The 22,234-nt window shown below is 54.4% G+C and carries 9 protein-coding genes and 1 tRNA gene; 2 read left to right on the forward strand and 8 right to left on the reverse strand.

Going from position 1 to position 22,234, the window contains the following annotated elements; genetic code table 11:
- Window positions 1–4: 4 nt before the first annotated feature.
- The 3 genes from ACZOWY_RS03125 to ACZOWY_RS03135 all read right to left on the reverse strand — a co-directional run bounded on the left by ACZOWY_RS03125 (window position 5) and on the right by ACZOWY_RS03135 (window position 17,291).
- On the reverse strand, window positions 5–16,213 hold the full coding sequence (locus ACZOWY_RS03125; RefSeq protein ID WP_484392801.1) for a leukotoxin LktA family filamentous adhesin: 16,209 nt from the start codon (window positions 16,211–16,213) through the stop codon (window positions 5–7).
- A 269-nt stretch (window positions 16,214–16,482) separates the two neighbouring features.
- Window positions 16,483–16,839, reverse strand: a complete 357-nt coding sequence (locus ACZOWY_RS03130; protein WP_484392804.1) for a hypothetical protein — start codon at window positions 16,837–16,839, stop codon at window positions 16,483–16,485.
- A 170-nt stretch (window positions 16,840–17,009) separates the two neighbouring features.
- Window positions 17,010–17,291, reverse strand: a complete 282-nt coding sequence (locus ACZOWY_RS03135) for an STAS domain-containing protein (RefSeq protein WP_484392805.1) — start codon at window positions 17,289–17,291, stop codon at window positions 17,010–17,012.
- Between the two features lie 258 nt (window positions 17,292–17,549).
- Between ACZOWY_RS03135 and ACZOWY_RS03140 the strand changes: the two genes are divergently transcribed.
- Together ACZOWY_RS03140 and ACZOWY_RS03145 are read left to right on the forward strand one after the other, a co-directional pair.
- On the forward strand, window positions 17,550–18,881 hold the full coding sequence (locus tag ACZOWY_RS03140) for a sensor histidine kinase (protein WP_484392806.1): 1,332 nt from the start codon (window positions 17,550–17,552) through the stop codon (window positions 18,879–18,881).
- Window positions 18,862–19,635 (forward strand): LytR/AlgR family response regulator transcription factor, encoded by a 774-nt coding sequence (locus ACZOWY_RS03145; RefSeq protein ID WP_484392808.1) that lies wholly within the window; start codon window positions 18,862–18,864, stop codon window positions 19,633–19,635. Before ACZOWY_RS03140 ends, ACZOWY_RS03145 begins: the two co-directional genes overlap by 20 nt.
- Before the next feature lie 33 nt (window positions 19,636–19,668).
- Here ACZOWY_RS03145 and folK read toward each other — a convergent pair whose 3' ends face one another.
- The 5 genes from folK to thrB all read right to left on the reverse strand — a co-directional run bounded on the left by folK (window position 19,669) and on the right by thrB (window position 22,222).
- Window positions 19,669–20,139 (reverse strand): 2-amino-4-hydroxy-6-hydroxymethyldihydropteridine diphosphokinase, encoded by a 471-nt coding sequence (gene folK / locus ACZOWY_RS03150; RefSeq protein ID WP_484392810.1) that lies wholly within the window; start codon window positions 20,137–20,139, stop codon window positions 19,669–19,671.
- Between the two features lies 1 nt (window position 20,140).
- The gene (locus ACZOWY_RS03155; protein ID WP_484393085.1) at window positions 20,141–20,572 is read right to left on the reverse strand and encodes a dihydropteroate synthase; all 432 of its coding nucleotides are present in this window, start codon (window positions 20,570–20,572) and stop codon (window positions 20,141–20,143) included.
- A 59-nt stretch (window positions 20,573–20,631) separates the two neighbouring features.
- A complete protein-coding gene (locus tag ACZOWY_RS03160; protein WP_484393090.1) occupies window positions 20,632–20,889 on the reverse strand; it encodes a GIY-YIG nuclease family protein in 258 nt (85 codons plus the stop codon).
- 274 nt (window positions 20,890–21,163) lie between these two features.
- A tRNA-Pro gene (locus ACZOWY_RS03165) sits at window positions 21,164–21,240 on the reverse strand.
- Window positions 21,241–21,292: 52 nt separating this feature from the next.
- Complete coding sequence (gene thrB, locus ACZOWY_RS03170) at window positions 21,293–22,222, reverse strand: homoserine kinase (RefSeq protein WP_484392812.1); 930 nt, start codon at window positions 22,220–22,222, stop codon at window positions 21,293–21,295.
- Window positions 22,223–22,234 lie beyond the last annotated feature (12 nt).

Consider the following 22,234-nt stretch of genomic DNA (forward strand, 5'->3'; position numbering starts at 1 on the left):
TTTATTACTTTGCAGTCTTGCCAATCTTAATTTCCACCGGTTTCGCATTCCGGACAGGCGCTACATCCAGGGAATTGCTGTAACCTACCAGGCCGTACCGGTCGTAATAAGCAATTTTGCCATAACCCTTACGGACCTGTTCCGGCAGGTCCTTACCCGCCGTCACGGGACCCATATACGTAACAGTTCCCGATCCGGTACGGGCAATCACACTGCGGCCGGCCTCTACAGCACTGCCGTAGTAAATATTTCCTTCGACAGCATCTGCGATTACATTACGCCCTGCACTGACACGTCCCAGATAGATGATGTTACCATCCTCGGTGATTTTCGCTTCCACATTGCTGCCGGCGCTTACCGAATCTGCATAAATAATGTTACCGTTTCCTATGGTCCCGGTCACATTGCTGCCGGCGCTCACATTACCGTCGTACCAGATCTGTCCGGTTCCCACTTCCACTGCGACATCGTTGCCTGCGCTCACATTGCCGTCATACAGGACCGTACCGTCTGCCGTGGCCGCCTTTATATCCCCTCCGGCTTTCGTAGTGCCGGAGTAGGTGATGTCGCCGTATTCCTTTACAGTAGCGGTAATATCCCCGCCGGCCTTTACATCCCCCGGGTTATTCCCGCTGTTATCCATCATACCGGCTAACGTAATATCGCCATTGTCGGTTACCGCCGAGATATTGCCGCTGTCCGAGGTGATCTTCCCTTCTACCAGGATTTCCCCGTCTTCCGTTTCCAGGCTGATATGGCGGCCCGCATGGATGTTCATCGTCTCATTTATCTTTTCGTCCCTGTAAAGGGTAATGCTGCCGTCGCCGGAGGTCTTCATCGTCATATCCCGTTTTGCGTCAAGGTCGCCGCCGATATCGATATCGCCGGCTTCGCTGGTGATTGAGATATCCTGTTTGGTTGCCTCCAGCTTGCCGTCGGCCACAATATCGCTGTCTTTACCGGTAATTTCCACACTGCCGCCGGTAACGCTGCCGTTTATGGTGATATCGCCTTCTTCCGTATTGTTATGCAGCGCTGCCAGGTTCCGGGCCGTTACATTGCCGTCAATCACAATATAGCCGTTTTTCTCTTTGCCGGTCTTATCCGGATCAACCTGTATGGTTGCGTTCCCTGCATTCACGTTGCCGGATACATAGATGTCGCCTCCCGACAGGGTTTCCAGCACAGCATCGGAGCCCGCCGTAAGATTGCCTGTAAGCTGCAGATCCCCGTCGCTTTGCAGGACTGCATTGCGGGTGGTTTTCACATCGCCCACGTACATGGTAGCCTTATCCCCCAAGAGGCCGTTGACACCCTTAATTTTGGCTTCATTAGCGACCAGTGTGATCTCCGCCCCGCTATTGAGGATGCGCAGCGGAGTATATGAGCCCAACACACCGCTGTAGCTGTTTGGATCTGCGGTAAGCCGCACCTCGTTCCCTGCATTCAGGTACGCGCTGCTGTAATTTCTGTCCCAGGACATCTCGATGCCAGGTCTGGAGTCCAAAGCAAGGGTATCCCCTGCATACAGGGAGCCTACAAAGAGTCTGCTAGGTCCCATATTTTTGATATAGATGCTGCCGTCCGCATTGGCGCTCTGGAGGTCGCCCCGCAGGTCCACTCCCAGGTACTTATCTTCAGCGCCGATATCCTCAGTGCCCCCATAGGCGATCAGGTTATTCGCTTTAATATTGGCCTGGCTGGCATCCTTTCCCTCCAATGCGTTGTAGATACCTTTCTGGGTGTACAGCCGCACATCCTTTACTCCCGCATTAATGACACCGGTATTCAGGGGCGAGAAAACGCCCTTTGTATCGCTTCTGCCGGCGATAAATACGCTTTCGTCGCTGGCAGTGACATCCACCTTTCCCTCAGCCTTGACCCCCAGGGGGCTCAGGTTGCCGATGACAAATTTGTACACCGCGCCGTCCGTCGCCACCGTATTGCCGATGGAATCCCGGGCCGTTACGGTCTGTTTGCCCTCTGCGTCCGTGCTGAAAATCAGGGTATTGTCATTTTGATCCTTCATGGTTACATCCGCCGCGTCCGCGTTGGCCAGCTTCTTCAGGTTGGCAATGGCTTTTTCGGAGCCGCCTGTCAGGTCGCTGGCCAGGATGGTGGTGGTTTTGTTGCTGTTCATGCCGATGCCCTGGGCGTTCAGGGTCACATTTTTCCCCTGCACGTTGGCAATCTTGCCCTGGGTCTCCGTAGTGACGCCGCTTTCCTTGTTGACGATGGCGTTGCGGATGGAGTACAGCAGCTGGTCTTTTGTCCAGGCAAAGGTGGGATGGGTGTATCTGTCCACGATAGCCTGATAGTAGGTATCCTGGGCCAGGTACGCGTCAACACTGGTATAGGCCGTACCGTCCTTTTTGGTGAACATTTCCTTCACTGCGTCGCTGGCTTCCTTATTGGTAAACAGGGCAAACTGTTCCTCAACGCGCGCTTTATAATTGGCCGCGTCCTGCTTCAGGCCCTTGATATAGGCGCCTTCATAATCCTCCGTGCCGGCAATGAGCCCGGCGTCGATCCAGTGCCGTACCAGGTCGTCCTCTTCAATATTGTTACTGTTCTCTGCCTGAGGCAGGGAGTCCAGCAGCCGCCCGTTCTTCGCCGTCAGGGTCACATCGCCTTCACGGGACACGATGGAACCAATCCGCATGTCAGCATTGGCTTCCGTCAGGTAGATATCCTTTTTCGCGCTGGCGTCCACATTGGCGGATCCCGGCCCAAAGCCGTAGGCTTCCGGCAGGGACCACAGTACCAGCGCCTGTTTGGACGTGCCAAGACCGCCGTTGACGCTGGTCAGGTCGATTTCCCGCCCCATTACGGCAGTTTCCGAACCCGACTGGGTAATATCGCCGTCTGCCGTGAGGGCCACGTCGCCCGTGCCATCATTTCCGTAAGCGAGGCTTTCCAGCTTCCGGATCTCCACATTGCCGGGCAGGGCCTGGCCCTCCGCCGTACCGCCCCGGACGGTCACGTCAATATTGCCGCCACAGGTGGAAACCGCACTAAGTACCACCTTGTCCGAGGTGGTATAGGTGTTGCCGTCCCCGCTGGCGGTCCGGGTTCCCAGGGAGGTAATATGGATATTTTCAATATCTTCCCGGGCCTGCAGGTCTGCCTTCCCGGTGATCAGGGCCGTATCTCCCTGCTGGACGATGCTGCCCGCCGCCGTATGGATGGTCAGGGCCGCATTGGCCGAATTGTTTTTGATCGTATCTGTCAGGTTGATACCGGTTCCCTTCCTGTTGCTGTTTGCCAGGGAGATGCTGCCGTCTTCCTTACCGATAAAGCCGATGCCGATATCCCGGTCCGCCTTCAGGGAGAAGGTGTAGGACTGGCTGGAACCGGTCTTGGTGGTCCATTCCATATGGTATTTGGGGTTGGACCACAAAGCATACCAGTTGCCGCCCTCCTTCCACTTGCCGGTCACGGTGCGGGTATCGCTGGTGACCCGGTTCTCGTAGACCGCGCCGAACTCCGTGCTGTTCAGCTTCTTGCCGTATTCTGCGTCGTTGATCGCATCAATAAAGGTACCGCTGCCCAGACTGCGTTCGCCGCCCTTATTGACTTCTTTCGCTTCGGTACTGCTTTCCAGTTCCTTCAGCTTGGACTGGCTGCTGCTGGTATCCAGCGCCCCCCAGAACAGGGAGTTCTGGACTCTGTGGTAATATTTTGTAGTACCGGTTTCCGTGCCCAGGGTCCAGTTATAGCGCAGGCCTTCCTTCACCTTATAGGAACCGGAGGGCGTAGCGCCGCTGTTATAACCGATACCGGATGCGGTCTTTGTAGCTTTTTCCGCCGCAGCGCTGTCCTTGGCATATTTGCTGTAATTTTCAATGGTTTTCGTAGCGGAACGGGTGTATTCCGTCCAGGTATCTTTAGCCAGGTCCGTAATGGTGATCTTGCCTTCGATATCATTATTGAGCACCTTGCCTACGTCCAGTCCATAGGCGGAATTATTGGTAACGGAAATATCCGCGCCCCCGTCCGCCGCCAGGATCCTGCCGTTGCCGGTGCTGGAGATCCGGCCCGTCAGGTAGACCTTGCCGCCTTTGGTATCGATGTCCTCTACCAGCAGCCGGTCGTTCTGGGGGTCGTAATACACCTGCACCACGTATTTAAAGCCGCCGATACTGCTATCATAGACCGGCTTGCCGCCGTCGTTCACCTTGTACATGGTACGGCCCTGGACGGTCACCGCCCGGTCAGCCGTTTTGATCCTGTCAATATTATTTAACGCATCTTCACCAACCACTGCTTCATACTTGCTGTAGCCGCTCTGGATCAGGCCGTTTACGTTAATATCCGCCGCCGCGATATAGACGCTGTCCCCGGCAATACGTCCCAGCTCCGCGTTGGTAATATCCGCCGCCGTCTGTTTCAGCCCGGTTTCGGAATCCGTCTTGTTAGCCGTCTTATCCTTCAGGGTGCTGTCTTTTGCGTTATTCATGGCCTTATTCACTTCCGCCGCATTCAGATCCTGGGGCCGCCCTCCGATATTCACGATGCCGTCCACATAGTCCTGGGAGATGCTGTCCCTGGCAGTGAGCTGCACCGTCCGGCCGGTAATGTTGGCGCCTTTCGAAGTGCCTCCGATGGTAATAGATCCGCTACTGTTGGCGATCCGGATGTCCCCGGTATCGTTGTTTATGTCGCCTGCTACCGCCACATCGGTAATGGGGACATAGGGGCCCTGCTTCCCGCTGGCATCCTTCACCTGGACGGAAGCCCCCGCCTTGTTTTCATTGGTAACCGTAATGGCGCTGACCTTGTTCCCTGCCGTATCATTTTGTAAGGTCGTAAAGGCCGCCTGTATTTTCTTATCCTTATTCAGGGCGTTGACATCTGCGTTCTTCGCTACGCTGGTGAGAGCCGTGCCGTTGCCCCGGAAGCGGATCTCCCCGCCCGGTTCCCGGATCTGGATCCCGTCCAGCTTCAGGTAGGCGTTGGAGTTGTTGGTAATGGTCACCTGGGGAGCGCCGTTGGCTTCCAGCTTGCCCTTACCGTACAGGTTTTCCGAGTTCACGGTAATATTGCCGCCGCTGACGGTAATCTCCGGTATTTCCACGTAGCGGATGGTAAAGCCGCTGGTGGTATAGACTTTTTCCTGTTTCCCGGCCTGGGGGTTAGTTTCCATCTTGAACAGCCCCCGCTTGTCCAGCTCGTCCAGGATGCGCTGGCGCTGCTGCACGTAGCCCAGATAGGAGGCCATGCTCTTGGCGTCCGTACCGGTGCTGTATTCCTTGATCAGGGCTTCCACCGCCGCCAGCTGGGTTCCCAGTTGGGTAGCGTAATCCATATCGCCGGTCTTGATGTCGTCCTTGTTGAAGTTTTCGCTGGACCCTGTAGTGTCGATCGCCAGCGCAGACTGCCCGCTTACGGGTTTGATCCCGCCCGCTTCGGGCACGGCGCTGCCGGTAATGGTAACGTTCACCTTGTTGTGGATGCCCGCTTTCAGGGCGCCTTCCACGTTGACAAAGTTGTTGTTGGTTTCGCTGATATTCGATTTTCCCGGAGTATTAGCGACTACTTTTTCTTCTTTGTTCTTACCGGCAAACAGGTTGGTGACCTTTACCACGTCTTTTTTAAAGGTTTCGCTGCCATTGTCCGCCGCCAGGTTGATATTCCGCACGGAAGTAGCGCTGCCGTTCGCGCCCACCTTCACCTGCTGGTTGTTCTTCAGGTCCAGGCTTGCCTCCGTGGCTGTATCAAAAGACAAAAGAGTATTGTTATGTGCTTCCGCCAGGCTTTTCACATTCAGCTCCGCATCAGCTCCGTCTACATCGGTGCCTGCATACAGGTTGATATCGTGGGAGCTGTCTAACTTACCGTTCACTTCCACTCCATTATTGCGGGTGACCCGGTTACGCACCTTGGTTCCCACCGTACCTTCAAAGCCTCCGATATAAACTTCCGCAGCCCCGTCTATCTTGATTTTGTCGCTGCTGCTGAGGGTGATATCTTTGCCGTCATCAAAAGCGCCCTTCTGTTCCAGGGACGCCCCCTCGTTCACGGTAACCTTATTGGTGGAGGTGACAAAATTATCGCTGAATACATATTCATGCTCGAATGCGCCGCCTGCCTTGCCTTCCACCTTGTTATACATGTCAATATTGCTATATGCGTCGTAAACCTGGCCCTCGACGGTGGTCACTTTGGCATTTTTACCGATGACCACATTGGCTTTGTCCGTTATCTCCTGTTCCGATTTTACATCCGGCGCTACCTGAATCACGCCGCCCACGTTCATGTGATTGTTCCAGGCCTCCCCGTCGTAGGCGCCGGTTACGATCTTGTTGGCCGCCAGCACATAGCTCTTCCCTGCGTTTAACTGGGCCCCTTCCCTGATTTCCGTTTTGGTATCCATCTCCACATGGTTGTCAGAATTGGCCCAGGTTACGCTGATTGCGCCGCCTGCGCCGGTCTTGGAGCTGCCCTTGGAGGTAACCTGCTGGCTGGCAGCGATATCCGCGCTGTTGGTAACATCCCAGGCCCCGGCCAGGGACGCGGTATTCGTGGTTTTGGTGTTCATGGTAATAGTCGCCGCTGCGCCTATCGCCAGGAAACCGCCGGAATCCCCGTCCGCAAAGCCCTTGGACGTGTTGGCGCCGCCTGCGTCAATTTTCAGGTTCTGGAGTTTTACAGCCTTGTCGCCGCTGCCGCCTTTGGCCTCTACCGTGCTCTTATCGTCGCCTTCCGCTTTCGCGTCGCCGAAGCCGATGGAGGCAAGCAGGCCTATGCTCGTATTGCCGATGATGGACCGGCGGCTGGCATTGTTCTGGGTAATGAGGGCCAGATTGGTAGCTGCCGCGGATTCCTTTTTAGTCTGGGAAGTACCGTTGGCATCTGTCTCCTGTACTTCCTTTTCCGTTGTCTTGTAGGTTTCCGTGCCCACATTGACGCTGGCCGTAGTCTTGGTGATGGCCTTGGCCTTGTTGGGCGCTACGCCGGCTCCGATAGCCACACTGGTACTGTGGGTCTCGGCATGGGTCATGTCCGTCCCTTCTTTGCCGATGACCGCCTGGGCCAGTACTGTGTCGCCAATCAGCTTGTTACCGTCCGCTACGTTTACCTTAGCTGCGGAATAGGCCTCTGCATTGCTCTGCATAACGGCAACGCCGATCAGGGCCACGCCTGTGCCGCCGGCTTCCGCCTTCACCACCGGCGCATTGATGGCTTCTATCCGGATGGCGTCCGCAGTAAAGGAGTTGGCCGGGGTATCGGTTTTCTTGTCGGTATCTGTTTTCTTGGCAGTAGTGCCGCCGGCTTCCACCGTAACGGCAGAGGTGCTTTCATCATAGGCTTTGGCCGTGTTCACCACTACAGCGCCCCCGCCTACGCCTACGCCGGTGGTCTTGGCCGCTACCCGGCCGGTCCGCTCTGTCTGCAGAGTAATGGCAGCCGGAACCTTTTCTGTTGTTTTTTTGCCGTCGCTGCCCGTTACCTCCTGTGTCTTCGTCGTTTCCGCCTGCAGCGTGCTGTCGCCTTTTACAGTTACAAAATTATTGGCTGCGTTGGTGTTGTGGGCCACGCTGACAGGCACTGCTACAGCGGCCGCCGACACGCCGATCATATTGACCTTGCTCTGGGCGGCGTCGCTGGATTTCACAGTCAGGTCCCCGTTGGTGGCGGCCAGCGTGCTGTGGTCTACCGCAATGCCGGTGTTGCCTTTGGTGGTAAGCCCGGCGTAGCCTACGCCGATCCCCACGGCGCCCAGTCCCGCCTGCACGGTCCGCAGGTGGATGGCGTCTTCCTTATTTTCCGTCACATTGCCCTGCCGGGCCGACAGGGTCACGCTGGCGCCTTTCACGGTGGAGTCCTTTACGGAAATATCGTTCAGCTGGTTCAGGTGGTACACCGTATCCGCCACGTTTATCTCAATCCCGCCAAGGGAGCCGCTGCCACCGTTCAGTTCCGCGTCGTTCAGCTCCGTATTGTTCACGGTCAGGGCTCCGCTGGCAGCTTCCAGCGTGGAGCTGTTCTGCACATAGGTATGCACCCCGGTGCCGTCCACATACCTCTTGTCTTTGGTGTCGGCGTCCGCCTTCACCTTTTCCTGCATCTGCTTCTTTTCCGCGTCGGTCATGCCGTGGAAGTTTTCGGAAAGATCCCGGTTAGTATTGTCGTTGACAATACCCATGGCCTTATTGACGGCGTCCGTATGGCTGAAGGCCGTAGGCTTGCCGTCTGCATCTTTGGCATACCCCAGGTCGTTGATCCCGCCATTGACCGTAACGGCCGCCACGTTCACCGCAAGGCCTACGATGCCGACGCCGACGCCGGCTACGGTAGAGTCGATCTCCCGCCGGGTTTTGGTGTTTACTGCCAGGGTATCCTTTGCCTTGAGGGTACTCTTGTCCACAACAGTGCTGACGCTGTCGTTGAAGGTGCTGACATCCACTCCGACGCCGACGCCGGCTATCAGGCCGCCTCCGCCGGTGCCGGTGGCGTCCTTGACCTTGATGGCATTGGCCGTATCCACGTTGATGGTATCCGCTTCCAGCGTACTGCCTGCAATGCGGCTGGTGACTTTGCTGTCAATATTGTTCACGGCAATGCTGCTGGCCACCCCGCCGCTGAACATGCCTGCCGCCAGGCCCACAGACACCAGCTGGGATTCCAGCTTCGTGCTGTTGGATGCGCCTACAGACAGGGCGGATTTGGCCGTACCACCCCTGGCCTTGTCGTTGGCTTTGATATCGCTGTTTTCCACGTTGGCGGTCACGGTGGAATGTTCCTTCACCAGGCCCACGCCCACATTCAGGGAACCGGCCCCGCTGTACGTGCTGGCCGAAATAGCCAGGCCCGCGTCCACGTTCAGGTCGTAGATCCGGTCCTCGTGGCTGGCCTCCACTTTCGCATCTCCGGTGTAATCCACGGTAGAGTTGGTCACCGTGGCAAGGGTGGAACTTTTCATCCGGTTGATGTTCACGTTATCGCCGGTTTCAAGGGTGAATTCCTTACTGCCGGCAATAGCCCCGGCCACGTTAAAGGCAGACATGGCCTGCCTGGCATCCGCAGTCACGTTGAAATTCTTGGCGTAAACGGTATTTTTCTCTTTACTGGTATCGACGCTTTCGTAGTATTTCTTGGTATCGTTCCACTTGGCAGAAGACGTGGAGATACCCGCCGCCGTTACCCGGCTCACCTCGTTGACCGCGCCGGTAAAGCCTGCCGCGATGCCTACGTCTTTCCCGATGCCCACGGAGGCTGCGCCGCTGAATTCCGCTACGTTGGTGTAATCCGCCGCATGGATATTCACGTCGCTGCGGGCCGACGCGGAGTTCAGTTTGGAATCCAACACTTTCGCCGTGGTAGAACCGGCGATCTCGTTCAGGTTGATCACACCCGCCACGGAAGCGCCAATGACGCCGCCGTTGCTGATACCTGCCGCCACGCCGCCGTTAGCCATGACCGAAGCAATGGAATGGGTAGCGGAAGCGTCCACCACCACGCCGGTCTTTTCTTCTTCCACCCGGCCCTTCTGCAACCGGCTGACGCCGTATTTTTTGTTATCCCCTTCCGTGAAGGAGCCGCTTGACCAGGTGTTCCGGCTTACGGCGCTGTCGATCAGGTACTTTTCATTATCTGTATTGTCTTTCAGCTTGCTGGCCGTCTTAATTTTATTACTGTCGCTGCCGGCGGCTGTTACCGTGCTGTCGCTGATCAGGGCGGCGGTATTGCCGCTGATCTTATTATTGGATCCCGTTACGCCGATGGCGGCGGCAAGGCCCTGCCCGCCCACGGCTACGTCCAGCACCCCCGCATAGTTGGAGATGGCTTCATCGCTCCGGGCCACTACCCCTACATTGCCTGCGCTGCTGATATTCGCTTTCTTAATTTCCGCCGTCGCATTATTTTCAATATAGTTATGGCTGCCGGAACCGCCGGCGGCCACCGTCCCTTTCGCCGCCACGGAAGCGCCCATGGCCACGCTGAGGATATCCACCTGGGAAGCAGAGCTGATATCCAGGTTCCCCACGTTCATGGCTGCGGCGTTCTGCTTATCCGTATAGGTCACCCCTGCGGTGGTGGTATCCTTGATGCGGTTTACGCCTACCGCCACTACCCCTGCCAGGAAGGAATCCGGCCCGGACAGCTGCAGGGCCGCCGCACCGGTCTTCAGGGTGGAAGAGGTATCCGCTTTCACCGTCACCAGAGCCGCCTTGCTGCCGCCGTCCTTGTCGATGGCGGTATCCTTCAGGCCTGCCGTATTGGTTTTGTAAATATTGGCGTCCGCCCCCATGCCCTGGGCGGCAAACTTCGCGCTTTTCACCAGGCCCGCGCCGACGGATACCGTAGTGGCTTTGGATGTATCCGATACGGCAGCGCTGATGATGGGAGCCTTCCCGTTCTTCTTCACGGTGGTAATATCCGCGTTGTTAATTTCCGCACGGACGGTTTCTTTGCCGTCGCCCTTTTCCGAGCCTTTATCGCTTTCCGTCAAGGCCACGCCTACCCCTAAGGCCACCGTGGTGTCCTTGATGGCCAGTTCCGCCGCGCCGGCTACGGTAGTCTTTGTGGTTTTATCCGTAGCCTTTACCGTCACGGACGAGGCGTTGGTGATCTTATCCCTGTTACCTGCCTTCTTCCCATCTTTGTCTTCCCCGATGACGGCTACCGTATCGTTATGGCCCCGGTTAATGCCAAAGTTACCGTGGGCCGCCACGGTACCGCCATCCTTATAGGTGGCCGCCGCGCCCACAGACAGAGCCAGGGCATAGGCGTCGTTGTTTGCGTCCAGGGAAATATCTACCCCCTTGGCCGCGTCTTTCGCCCGGACCTGGTTATTGGCTGCATAGACCCCGGTAGTATCGTCCATGCGGTTGTAGGCAATCCCTAAGCCTATCGCATTTTTACCTCCGGCAACGTCGCCGGTGACATTGACAATGTGGCTGGTGTTTTTCGCCGTTGCGCTGACCGTATCGGCGGCAATGCCGCTGTTGGCAGCCGTACCGTTGCGGTTGCCGGTGACGGACACGATATTATCCTGGTCCAGGTCGTTAAAGGACAGGGAACCTACGCCGCCCCAGTCCGCTTCGCTGACGCTGACCCCCGCCGCCACGGACACGATGTTGGTATGCACGTCCGATGCCGCCTTGACAGAACCTGCTTCCAGATTCTTGTTACCGGTAATATCAGAACTGAACTTGTTGGTCACGTTGTTGATGGACAGCGCCGCGCCGGCCGCGTTGGTCTTCCCTTCGGAAATCTCCACCGCCACATTTACCATCGTGCTGCCGGCCGCAGTCCCCGTCCCCAGCTTATTCGCGGTGTCGCTGCTCAGGTACCCCAGCCCCGTAGCATCCACCTTGCGCGCTTTCAGGTATTCTTTATATTGATTTCCTTTTTTGCCGGAAATATCCTGGCTGGTCACCGTCACACCGCCGCTGGCCTTCAGGGTCTCCGTGCCGGAAATATAGCTGTGGTTGGTATTCTTCAGCTCTGCGTAGGCCAGCGACCCCGCTGCGGCAATGCCCTTGTCCGAACGGGTAAAGCCCAGGCCCACCGCCGCGTTCACCTGAGTCAGGGCGTCCTCGCCGGCTGCCAGCACATTGGAAAGCCCCATGTAAGAGCCCCCCTGGATGCCGCTCTGGATATCGTTATTTATCTCACTGACGGCTGCCGTCATGCCGGCTGCGATGCCGGTTCCTGCCTGGTCCGTCTTCACCCAGGCCAGGTCCACGCCGCCGGCCACCTGGATATCGCCGTCATAGGCGCTGTTCTCCAGGTCCGTACCGCCTGTATAGGCTATATTATCTGCTTTTTCCTCATATTTGGAGGTTGTGTCCACCAGCAGGGCGCGGGCGCCGGTATTGGCCTTGTTCATGGCCAGACCGAAGGCCACGCTGGCATCCGTGCTGGTTCCATGGCTGTCGTTGGTCACCGCCAGGCCCAGGGCCGCAGCAACTTCCGAACCGTTCCGGATGGCCGTATTTTTAATGTTGCCTGCCTGGGAGATCCGAGATGACAGAATCACCGCGTCTGCGTTCCGGTTCAGGTGATTAACCGCCAGCGCCGTTCCCAGGGCGCCTTTTTTCGCATTATTGTTGGCAGCCGCCCCGGTTGCACCGTTAAACCAGTTCACCGCCGCCGCCCCGGCCCAGGCCCCGCTGAACACATCGTCCGTTGCCGTATTGACCATGGAACCCGCCTTGTCTGCATCCTTCTGCTTCCGCAGGTTCACATCGATGCCGCTGATGGCGGAGGCCGTCTCGCTGTCCACCTTGTTCCAGGCCACGCTGGCCGCCGCCGTAGCGTTGAAGGACGCTTCCGACGCGTTATCGTTGGCGGGCTGCACCGGCTGGTAGGTGCTGAAGTCCCATGTCTTTTTGAGCTGGACATCCTTATTGAGTATCTTTTTAAGCCTGTCAACGGGGAAGCCCACCACATTCTTGCCGGCGTCCGTCATCTGGTCCCGTACATAGTTACCCTTCTTGTCCCAGTTGGTGAGAAAATCAAAGCCGGCGTGGCTTTCCGAGGCCTCCGCGCCCTCGATGCCCACGGCGTTCAGGGTCCCGTTGCTGTTCCCGGTCACCGAAACGTCTTTCGCTGTTACAACGCCTTTGGCAGCGCCGTCGGCGGTTTTTGCCCCCAGAGAAGAGGTCGGTTTTTCCGTGGTCAGGCTGAAATCCGTGCCCATCTTTTTAGTCTGGGCTTCTTTTGCCGCCACCTTGCGGGCGGTGGCCAGAGCGTTCTCCGCCTTGATTTTGTTCTGTTCTTCTACACTCTTTTTCTTAAACCCGTCCGTGTCCGTATCCGTCACCGTAGTGGAGGCGCCCGAACCGGTATCGCCGATCATGGCGATGCTGTTCACGTCCAGCAGGTTCACCGCCACCCCGGCACCTATGGTGGCGTTAGTACGGGCGCTGCCCAGGGCCAGGCCCCCCACTACGTTGGTCACCGTGGTCTTGCTGTCGGCGCCCATGGTAAAGGTTCCCGCTGCCTTGACCGTTGTTTCATCGTCCAGCAGTACCAGCGTGTTGACGCCCCCTGTAAGCAGGCTCAGGGATCCTGTGGCGCTCAGGTTCTTATCCGCCTTGCCGGCGCTGAGGATGATGCCGGTCTGGATCATTTCGTTCTTGGCGTCCAGGGCAATGTTGCCGCTGTCCTTTCCGGCTGTATTTGCCGTCAGGGTCACATTTTTCCCGGACAGGATCAGGCTGTCGCCGATAAAATCCTGTACCGCCACGGTAGCCCCCGCAGCGTTGCCGTTGCTTTCCGACATGGCGAAAAATTCCCCGCCGTAGCCGGTGGCCGTCACTACATCCGTATCTGCCAGGGTATCCACATTAATATTTTTCCCGGCGGAAATATTCGATTTTTCCCCCAGGGACACGATACCCTTGTTGTGCAGCTTAGCGATGTTGATCGAGGCCGCCACATCCAGATTAGCGGAGCCGCTGTCCTGGGAATCCACCATGTAGCTGCGCACATAGTAGTTGGTATAGCTGCCCGGGCTCACTACGTCGGACAGATCCTGAACCATCTTTTTTGCTTCACTGCTCAGCTTGGTAACGTTCTTCCCTTCGTTTTTCAGGAAGTTCTTCAGCGAATCACAGAAATCCCAGAAGGAAGCCCGGTCTGTCTCCGTTTTGAGTTTTCCGTCCACCAGCTTCTCCACCTTCACGGTATCGGATTCCAGGTTGGCCAGCTCCGGGAACTGGTAGCCGAAATTCTTTAATATCTTCCACATCTTTTTCGCGCGATCCACCACGTTTTTGACAGGTTCTGCCGCGTCGTAGATCTGCTTGCCCGTGGCGTTCAGGTTCACGCTGCCCTTTTCGGAAATCAGGGAGGCACCCTTGTGGTTCGCCGTATCTCCCTGCAGCTCCACCTTGGCGTCGTTTTCGATATTGCTGTACAGGACGGAGGAAGCCACCGTCACCTTGGACGCGGTGTCCGCATCCTGCTCATTGGCCCACCCCTGCAAGGAATGGTGCAGGCTGTCAATGTGGGCGTTTGCCTCCAGGGTTACATCCCCGCCGGGAACCTCCTTGCCGCCGGCATCCTTTTTGACCGCGTCCCCCGTGGCCTTCAGGGTCACGCCGGGGGCTACGGTGACCGCGGCGCTGTTGACGCTGTCCACCACCGCCACGGCGGCGCCGGCCGTAATATAGCCCTGCGCAGTGTCAAAGGCATTCTCCAGGCCCGCCAGTTTACCCCCGTTAATAAACCCGTTCCAGTGATATTTATCTTTCAGATATTTGGCAAGCTGATCGCCTTTCGTCGGGTTTAACAGCACAAAGTCAATATGGGGCTGCTCTCCCTCGCCATTGGCGTCTTCTGCGGCCACGCTCAGGCCGGCAATCTCGTTTTCCGCCGCAGCCTTCACCGACTCGGCCTCTACGGACCGTTTGACGTTCACATTGGTAGCGGTATCAAAATCCAGCACCGTGACAGAGGTAGAGGCAAAGGTCTTATCCGCGCCCTCTACATAACTGCCGGCCGACAGGTCGCTGGTAGCATGGGCTTCCGCCGAAAAGTCTCCCCCTTTGGCCGTAATGGCATTTTTGCCCTCGTCAATATTGATCTGGGCCAGGTTATCGCCGTCCAGCCAGGATACCCCCACATAGATGGCATTGCCCTTGTCCCCGGGCGATACGTAGGCGGTGTAAGGCTCCAGCGCCACGGTTTTCAGTGAAGCATTTGTCGTGGCGTTCGCCGTCAGGGCCACGTCGCCTGCCTTGGAAGTAATGTCCCCCTTCACATCCACCAGGGCCTTGTTCTTCACAATACCGACGGTCGCCGCCGCAACGGGCATCGCTGAAGTGGTCCCGTCCGCCTTGGCCGGCCTGATTTTCGCCTCCAGCTTGATTGTCGTCGTGGCGTCCGCCTGCAGGTTTACATCGCCTGCCGCCGTAATTTTCCCATTTTCCTTCAGGTTCACCTGGGCGGTGGTATTTTTCCGCGCCCCGGCGGCATCTATCTGCAGGCCCAGCAGATCCCTGAGCAGATCCTTCCCCGCCTCCATCACCGGCTTGGTCAGCGTAAACTTGCTGCTGTCAAACTTATGGGTCGCGCTGGCCGAAATATCCGCTCTCCCGTCGGTTTCTATAGCGCCGTCCACGTCGACCCTGGCGTCGAGACTCGTGTTTATAATCGTTTCAATTGTGGGCGAATACAGGAACGTATTGTCGTGCTCCGTGGCCGCCCGCAGGATGATATCGCCGCTTTTATCATCGGCCACAGCCGTCATGCCCACGCCGGAAAGGGTCGCATTCGTCACCACCGTGCCGCCATCGTCTTTGGCATTCACAAGGCTGGTAAAGTCAATATTTTTATTTCCCCGCAGCAGGGCGCCGTTTTTAATGTCGATGTGGGCAGCGCCCAGCAGCATGCCGTTGCGGGTGTTCACCTGCCCCGCGATTTCAATTTTCCCGTCGGTCGCCAGTCTGAAGCCTTTTAATTCCTCCTGTTCGGCCCATTCGGTGCGCATCACGCTAAACTCGCCCTTGTCGTTGCGTTTTCCAAAATTCGAAATGTAGTGTTCGAACTGATAGGCCATCTGAGTCGTGCTGCCCCACATGCCGCTGGTGCCCACATTACCGGTGAAATTGCTAGAAGCAGGCACCATGGCCACAAAACGGCCCGCGTTGATGACGCCGGTCTTGCCAACGGCCATGCCGTCAGCGCTCAGGAAATATAAATTGCCGCCGATGCGGTTATCCTTGATGGCGTTTACCGTACCCTGAATGTCAATTTTGCTCTTGACCAGGTTCACCAGGTTGTCGGTCTTTTTCTCCGGCTGGCCCTGCAGATGAAAATACATGTTGGCGATATCGCCCTTGCTAATTTTGAATTCCTTGAAACGGTTATAGCCAAAATTTACCCTTTCATTGCTCAATATCTGCTGGGTATAGATATCATGTACTTTCCCGTTGGAGGTCAGGGAATTATTATCCGCATCCTTGATGGTGGAAGCGAAACCGGGCGCGGCCTGGAGCAAAATCCCCACCGTCATCAGCGGCACGATCCACTGTGCCGCTGTGCGGGGCTGCACGGCGGCAACAGGCAGCCGCCTTCCCGCTTCTTTTGTAAGCCCAAAGGCCATCCCTGCCAGCTGCGCCACAGCAGCAGACCGGGCCGCCAGCCGGCTGAACACCGATTTCACATTATTCTTGCCGTGATTTTTCGCGATTTCCGCCACAACCACGTAACAGTTCCTTGCATGGCTCCAGATGATTTTATAGGCTTTATTCATGATCCCCTCTCCTGTCCGGTTACTATTATCGTAAACATATGACAAAAATTTTCACAATAATCCATCTTTATTATAGCATACAAACTGTGACAAAAGCGCGACAAAGTTTTCCTATTTAAGCGTATTTTTTTAAAAAACATAGTTTTTTTCTTCGTTTACGTATTTTTTGCGCTTTATAAAATATAAAACTCCCGCCCCTTTTTGAAAGGGACGGGAGCAAGTTTGTCCATATTATTTTGTGTCAGCATTGGAATTTCAATCGTTATTCCTTAAAACCGTCCGCCTTTGGCCAGCCACCGATTGGCCGTTTCTTCGGACAGGTACGCTGCTTCTATTTCAATGTAGTTGTCGGCGGAATGGGTGTGTTCGTCCAGGATCCGCACTTTGCCCAGGTCGGTAAGGAATCCGTTCACGGCTTCGATGGCGTTGCTGGTTTCCATGGGTTTATTGGCAACATATTCCAAAACGGTTGCCACGGAGTAGCCTTCCTGGGTGTAGATGACCATTTTCGTGCCGTCGCTGGTGCTGCGCATTTTGGTGATGCTGCCTGCAGAAACATCGGCAAAGGCTGTAGCGGAGAACAGCATCATGAACAGTGTTACGAGTACAAATAAACGAGTTTTCATAATTAAAGACCTCCTGAGAAATAAAAATATATTGAATCGATTCGTTGCCTGAATCGATCCTATTTAAGCTCCTGCGTTCGTCGCTTTACAAATTGGCTTTCAGGAATGCTTCCATGGCTTCCGCAGCGGCCGCCTATCATGTACCGCCATGCGCCTGCGTATTATCCGCGTCATGGGCTCTCAAATCCAGGCTCCGCACTTTGGCCCGTAAGGGCAGCACCCTTCCCTTCCTTTTGCGCCAGTTTGAAGAGGCGGAGCAGACACCGAAGCCCCGCGCTGGAAAGATAGTTCATCTCCTGCATGTCCAGTACGGTTTTCGCATTTTTTTGCACCAGTTCTTCTCCGAATGCATACGCAGTCTCTGCAGTCAGGGTATCGTTCCGACCTTCTACCGCCCAGATTGTCCAGCCGTTCGGTCCTGCGTATTCTTTCTGCAATAATTCCTTTGCCATTATAAACTTGATCCTTTTTTTACATAAATTTTTATTATTTCTTTATAAACACTCTTTTAATTATAAAGCAAATTAATTTTACGTTTCAACAGTAACTTGCAACAGAATTGTACTTTTTTTCAGAAAAGCTGATTCTTTGTTAAATTAAAAGATTTGTGATAGTATTATGTAGTAAGATTTGTAAAATATTTCTTATCATAACTGTACTATTTTTTTCAGGATAAGGACTTTCCGCTTTTCTTTTCCGAGGTACTTTCTATGAACCCGATTGCCTTATTTCATATTTCCTTTGAGCTGTGGGGCTGCCTGTTCTGCCTCATCGCCGCGCTGTTCCTGTACCCCATGCGTCATCTGAACCCCCGGCGCACTAATACGCTGCTGGCTCTGGAGCTGTGCAACGCCGTCATGGTCCTGAGCGACGTATTTGCCTGGGCTTACCGGGGTACGCTGACAGCCAGCGGCTATTATATTGTAAGGATCAGCAACATTCTGGTCTTTCTGTCCAGTTATATGCTGTATTACTTTTTTGCCCATTATATCGATTATCTGGTTTTTCGGGACGATCCTCATCCTTCCATATTCTGGTCCCGGGGCGTCACCCTGTTCACAGCTATTGGCTTTCTGCTGATTCTCACCGCCCAGTTTTTTCCGGACTTTATCTATGCTTACGACAGTACCAATCACTATTACCGCACCCAATACGCCTGGACCAAGGATGCTATTCCGATACTGAATATCCTGTTCACCGGTACAGAAATCCTTTTGTACCGGCATAAATTTCAAAAGAAGGAATTGTACCTTTTCCTTTCCCTGTTGCTGATCCCCCTGCTGACCATCAGCTACCAGATTTTCCATTACGGCATTTCCTTTTCCAACATTGCGTTTACGATCCTGGTGCTGTTGCTGTTTGTCTTCTACGAAATGGATTATTCCCAATGGCTGGTCTGTCAGGAACGGAATCTGACGGCACGGCGTATCCATCTTCTGGAATCGCAGATTCAGCCCCATTTTATATTCAACTGCCTCACAATCATCCGGCAGCTGTGCCGAAAAGATGTCCGGGAAGCCATAGATGCCATCGACGATTTTGCCGGTTATCTGCGCAGCGTCAGCAGCGCCATGTCCCAGCGTCACTGCATTAGTGTAAATGAAGAACTGCGCACGGTCAGTTACTATCTTTCCATGGAAAAGCGCCGGTTCGGCAAAGACCTGCAGACTATTCTTGAGATTCAGGATGAAGACTTTCAGGTGCCTGCTTTCAGCATCCAGGTCCTGGCAGAAAACGCTGTCCGCCATGGCATACGTAAAAACAAGCCGCCTGTAGGAACCGTAATGATTCGAACGTTCCGGGAAAACATGCGGCACATTATAGAAATCAGCGATGACGGTGCAGGGTTTATTACCGGTCAGCTGCCTGCGCACGACCATATGCACATCGGGTTGGAAAACGTTTCGGAACGGCTTCACATCATGTGTAACGGCCGGTTGCAAATTGAAAGCTTTCCCGGTCAGGGATCCTGTGTACGTATCGAAATACCGGAAAATCATACCGGAGAGGAGAATGCCAATCATGAAACTGTTAGTAGTTGACGACGAATATCTTGCCCGGGAAGACCTGCAGGCGGTCCTGCGGGAATGCCTTCCCCTGGCTGCAGTACTGACGGCCGGAAGCGGACAGGAAGCACTGGAATTATGTCGGTCAAGCCAGTTTGATATCGCCTTTCTGGACATTGAGATGCCGGATATGTCAGGGCTGAAACTTGCCCGGAAACTGATGGAACTGAAGCAAAATCTCAATATCGTTTTTGTTACCGCCTACAACGAATATGCGCTGTCTGCCTTTAAACTGTATGCCAGCGCTTTTCTGACGAAGCCTGTGCGTAAGGATGAAATACTTGATGCTTTACAGCACCTGCGATTTCCTCTTACGTCAAAAGAAAACGGGCTCTATATCCGCTGTTTTGGAAAATTCGAAGTGTTCAGCAAAGGACAGCCGGTATTTTTTAAGCGCAGCAAAGCTAAAGAACTTCTGGCCTATCTGATAAACCTGCAAGGCGTCTCCGCAAATGTCAATGAACTTTGCTCTGTCCTGTGGGAAGACAACGGCACGCCGGAAAACCAGAAAAACTATTTCCGGCACATTGTCGGCGACCTGCGGCGTACCTTGGCAAGCTGTGGCGCAGAGGACATTCTGATCCACAACCGAAACAGCTATGCCATTGATACGGAAAAAACAAACTGCGACCTTTTCCGCTATCAGAGACAGGAACCGGACGCAGTCGCAAGCTATCGCGGTGAATATATGAATCAATACAGCTGGGCGGAGTTTTACAAAGTAGAATGAAATTGAAGCCTGTATGACCGGCTGACGTATGCTTCATGGCAGTATCTGCCTGGCCTGAAAATCCTCCCACAGTTCTTTTATTGTTTTCCTTAATATTGGGTGAATCGCGTCAGGCGCAACCTGCGCCAGGGGACACAATACGAAATCCCGGTTCTGCATATCTGGATGTGGTACTTTTAATTCAGGTAAATCAATGATTGCATCATGATACAGTAACAGATCCAGATCAATATTTCGTTCCCCCCAGCGGCGAATGCGTTTGCGCCCCATTAAATCTTCTATTGCCAGCAGAGTATGTAAAAGCTCTGTTGGCTTTTTATCTGTCCTGATTTCTGCCACTGCGTTTAAAAAAGCGGGCTGGTCGGTTACACCGTAAGGTTCCGTCGTAATAAAATCTGAAACCCGGCAGATAGAGATTCCTTTTTTTTCTAAAAACTGCAGGGCCTCTTTCAGATTTTTCTCTTTATCCCCCAGGTTACTGCCCAGCGCAATGTAAATAGCCATGTTACACCTTCCGGATCGCTTCCAGCATGCGGATCATACGTACATTTTCTTTTACGTCATGTACCCGCACCAGGCTGGCCCCGGCAAACACAGCCGCAGCAGTCACCGCCAGCGTACCTTCCAGCCTTTCTTCCGGTGGCAGGACATTGGCATCCGCCGTCTTTCCGTTCCACTTACCAGACGCATCCTTCCCTGTTCCTGTTGGGGACGGTGCGTCATCAAAAACTGCGGGGCTTGTCCCCAGCACCTTGCCGATGGTGCTCTTTCGGGAGGCGGCCATCAGCACGGGATAGGGATTTACGGTCAAGGCATTCAGGTTCTGCATAAGCCGCAGGTTCTGTTCATCGTTCTTGGCAAAACCGATGCCCGGGTCCAGAATAACCTTGTCGGCGCCCATCCCGTATTCCTGCAGGCTGCCGGCAGAACGATGCAGGTAAGAAAAAGCAAATTATAATTAATTATTTCTTCCTATTTGCATGTATATTTTTAAAATCAGTTGCTTATATGAGGTTCCATCAGCTTCAGCTTGTCCTCCCGGCTCATGGTGTGCTTGATATGCCACTCACGGCTCAAGGCATCATGCTTCGAGTCAAAGGTTTCTACATACACCAAAGTGCAAGGCCGCCGGGAACGCGTGTATTTAGCGCCTTCCCCCGCGTTGTGGGCTGCCAGCCGTTTATCCAGATCGTCCGTATAACCCGTATATAGAGTTCCATCAGCACACTTCAACATATAAACATAAAAAGCCATCACACCGTTCCCCTGTCCTGTTTTGTTGATATTATACCATCCAGCCAAAATAAGTTAAAGAACAGCCGGCACCTATATCTTTACAGCTCCGGCTATCTTCATCACTTCCATGAGTAACCATGCGTAGTTTTGCACAAAAAAAGTACGAAATTTGGTACGCCATAGACTTTTAAGGTATAATCGAAATAAAATCGTAAATAAATTGTCCAAATTGCAGTTAAACATAAAAAATTCGGGAACCCGCTCACTGTGCGGATTCCCGTCTTTTTTTAATTGGTCGGAGCGACTAGATTTGAACTAGCGACCTCTTCCACCCCAAGGAAGCGCTCTACCAAGCTGAGCCACGCCCCGAATACATAGGATATTTTAGTATAGAAACGCGTTTCTGTCAACTGTTTTTTCTTTATATATCAATATTTAATACTTCCGTTCCTTTCGTGTTCAATTGCAGGATGTGATAGACTGCTGTCTGTCCGCAGGAAGCGAAGGCGTCTACCATGGCTTTGCCAATAACGTCCCCGTCTTTTTCCGGTGAAGCGTATGCCAGAAGCGTGGAACCGGAACCGCTGATGATACATTGATAGGCCCCCGCTGCCTTGCCCGCGGCAAACACTTCAGGCAATCCCGGAATCAGTTTTGCGCGATACGGCTGGTGCAGTTTATCTTCCAGCGCATATTGCAAAAGTTCCGGCCGGTTTTCCAGCAGGGCTGCCGTCAGCAGTGCAGTTCTTGAAGCGTTAAATACGGCATCCGGATGGGCGATTTCCTTTGGAATGGCCGCCCGCGCCAGATGGGTGGACAGTTGCATATCCGGTACAACGGCGATGAACTGTAACGGCATTTTCGGAACGGTTCGCAGCGTGTGGGCCACACCGTCTTCCTGAAAACTGATCGTAAACCCCCCGTAAATGGCAGGAGCTACATTATCGGGATGTCCTTCCAGCCGGTTCGCTTCCTGTAAAATTTCATCCTGGGAAAGGTTGGCGCCGCTTAAAATACTGGCAGCGGTCACCCCTGCGACGATGGCTGTGGAACTGCTTCCCAGGCCCCGGCTTTTCGGCACCTGGTTTTTCATATGGATCGCAATGCCAATACGTTTATGGTCTGTCAGCCTGTTCCAAACGGCAAGAAATGAAGAAAACGCCATATTACGCCCGGAAGCGTAAAAGCAGTCCTTTCCTTCTCCTTCCACATCCAGAGAGAAACCGAAAACTTCATCGGAAATACGAAAGGTGAATTCATTATATAACGTTAATGCCAAACCCAGGCTGTCAAACCCGGGACCGCAGTTTGCGGAGGTGGCCGGTACCCGGACGGTTACAGATTTTTTCATGGTTCACTCCGT

It is taken from the genome of Succiniclasticum sp. (genome assembly GCF_056977735.1).